We start from the raw sequence: 1,558 nt of genomic DNA on the forward strand, positions 1-1,558 counted from the left end.
TGGTGAGCCAGACGGTTTCGCGGACGCTTTCCACGCCCGTCCCCGCCATCAGCAACTTGTCCGGCGCGGCGCACTCGGCGACCCACTCGAACATCTGAAACTTCTCGTCGGGCGTCAGCATGACGCTCTCACCGGTGGATCCGCACACCACGTAGCCGGCCAGTCCCGTGCGGTTCCACTTCTCGACGTTGTGCCTGAGCTTGGACCTGTACAGATTCCCGTCCAGGTCGAACGGCGTCGTAATCGGCGGGTAGATACCCTCGAGCTTCAGCATCGTGTCCCCCAAAACAAAAGGCCTCCGGATACACCTTGTCTGGCGCGTCCGGAGGCGGATTCGAGACGACTACTTCACCTGCACCAAAATGATAACCAGCGTGTACAGAGCCAGCGACTCGATCAGCGCCAGGCCGAGAATCAGCTCGAAGCGAATCGCCGCCGACGCTCCCGGATTCCGCGCCATGCCTTCGCACGCCGCCGCGACGGCCTTGGCCTGCGCCAGACCGCAAACCGCCGAGGCAATCGCCATGGCGAAGCCCGAAGTGATGGCCACCCAGTTCGTGGCCCCCGGCGCGCCCTCGGCGGCGAACAGGGGTGTCGCCAGAGCCAGTAGCGCGAGCATCAAAAACATTTTGCTAGTCATTCGTGTTGCTCCTTCCTATGATCTCCGCCTCAGGAGGTGGTTCCCGTCATCCTCTTGCAGCCGGGCTCACACTCAAGCGGGATAAAGCCGGTATCAATGCTCGTGCGCCACCGCGCCACCCACGTACACGATGGTCAGCAGCGTGAATATGTAAGCCTGCAGGAACGACACGAACACGTGCAGACCCATGAAAACCACCGGAACGGCGAGCGGCGCTATCCCTAGAAACGCCAGCGTCACCTGCTCGCCCGCGTACATGTTCGCGTACAGACGGATGGTGAGCGAGAGCGGGCGCGCCAGCGTGCTGATGATTTCGATCGGAAACATCACCGGCGCCAGCCACCACACCGGACCGCTGAAGTGCGCCGTGTACCTGAGCACACCGTGTTCCCTCATGCCCGCGACGTTGAAGTAAAAGAACGCCGCCATCGCGCAGCCCAGCGGAACCGGCGGGAACATGGTCGGCGATTCGAATGTTGGAATGATGCCCAGCAGGTTCGCGAACAAGATGAAGAGAAACAGCGAGCCGAACCAGGCGACGTACTTGTGCCCGTGGTGCACGCCGACATCCTCGACCTGGCCCTTGATGAAATCGTAAATGACTTCAAACAGGTGCTGGAGCCTGCCCGGCCGGTCCACCGACAATTTCGGTCGCATCAGGGCGAACAGGACCATCATCACCAGCGCCACTACAACCTGCATGGTGACGAAGCTCGCCCAGGGCCGCTGGGGGGTTTCCGCGTGCGCTCAGACCAGCGCCAGCGCGGCCTGGCCCAAACCGGCCAGATGATCGTTAAAAAGCGCTGTCAGCCAAGGTTCATGTTCCGACATAGGGATGCTCGTAAAGGGCTTCGCGACGTCCGGCCGACGGGCCAATCCCGAAGAATTTCAATATATCACACCCGGGAATACGGGGGC

The 1,558-nt window shown here is 61.6% G+C and carries 3 protein-coding genes; all 3 read right to left on the bottom strand.

Annotation, left to right across the window (positions count from 1 at the left end):
- Positions 1 to 274 (bottom strand): dihydrodipicolinate synthase family protein (locus NTW95_12580; protein MCX6558244.1); only part of this gene is annotated, 274 nt, incomplete at its 3' end.
- A 69-nt stretch (positions 275 to 343) separates the two neighbouring features.
- The gene (locus tag NTW95_12585) at positions 344 to 640 is read right to left on the bottom strand and encodes an ATP synthase F0 subunit C (GenBank protein MCX6558245.1); all 297 of its coding nucleotides are present in this window, start codon (positions 638 to 640) and stop codon (positions 344 to 346) included.
- Positions 641 to 733: 93 nt separating this feature from the next.
- The gene (gene atpB, locus NTW95_12590) at positions 734 to 1,342 is read right to left on the bottom strand and encodes a F0F1 ATP synthase subunit A (GenBank protein MCX6558246.1); all 609 of its coding nucleotides are present in this window, start codon (positions 1,340 to 1,342) and stop codon (positions 734 to 736) included.
- Positions 1,343 to 1,558 lie beyond the last annotated feature (216 nt).

The sequence above is a fragment of the Candidatus Aminicenantes bacterium genome, from assembly GCA_026393795.1.
In the GTDB taxonomy this organism is placed as follows: Bacteria; Acidobacteriota; Aminicenantia; order UBA2199; family UBA2199; genus UBA2199.

Bases quoted from the DNA above. Each gene is read 5' to 3' on its own strand.
- NTW95_12585 (MCX6558245.1), bottom strand. From the start codon at position 640: ATGACTAGCAAAATGTTTTTGATGCTCGCGCTACTGGCTCTGGCGACA.
- atpB (MCX6558246.1), bottom strand. From the start codon at position 1,342: ATGCAGGTTGTAGTGGCGCTGGTGATGATGGTCCTGTTCGCCCTGATG.